The sequence below is a fragment of the Oleiphilus sp. HI0080 genome, assembly GCF_001635135.1.
Map to the genome: position 1 here is coordinate 1 of NZ_LWFU01000762.1, position 479 is coordinate 479.

Below are 479 nucleotides of genomic sequence, written 5' to 3' on the forward strand. Positions count from 1 at the left end.
GCCTCATAAGATGAAAGATTTCGCAGGGCAGTTTACATGGAAGATTGTGGAGGCGCACCCTGAGGAGCGCCAAATTAACATAGGGGTTGATGCTTACATACTATGGGTTGGTCGATCCGACGTTAAGGCACCCGCGAGATTCGTCTCGATCACATTCTTAGCCGTTTCGTCTTCACCATTAAACTGGACACCGATGCCTGCGGCTCGGTTGCCCTGAGCGCCTTTTGGGGTTACCCAAACAACCTTACCAGCAACAGGTATCTTTTCTGGCTCGTCCATCAGGTTAAGCAGCAAAAACACCTCATCACCAAGATGATAATTTTTACCCGTAGGAATAAACAAACCACCGTTTTCAATGAATGGCATGTAAGCCGCATAAAGAACGGCCTTATCTTTAATTGTGAGCGTGAGTATCCCGCTGCGCGCACCAAATCCGGCTGACATAAATTCTATAACATCCTGAAAACTATAATCTATTT

At 46.3% G+C, this 479-nt stretch carries 1 protein-coding gene; it reads right to left on the minus strand.

The window, feature by feature from the left end:
- Positions 1-93 precede the first annotated feature (93 nt).
- Complete coding sequence (locus A3751_RS15935; protein ID WP_068457860.1) at positions 94-444, minus strand: PilZ domain-containing protein; 351 nt, start codon at positions 442-444, stop codon at positions 94-96.
- Between the last annotated feature and the right edge of the window lie 35 nt (positions 445-479).

Excerpts from the sequence above, each read along its gene's own strand:
- A3751_RS15935 (WP_068457860.1), bottom strand. The coding sequence starts at position 444 with ATGTCAGCCGGATTTGGTGCGCGCAGCGGGATACTCACGCTCACAATT.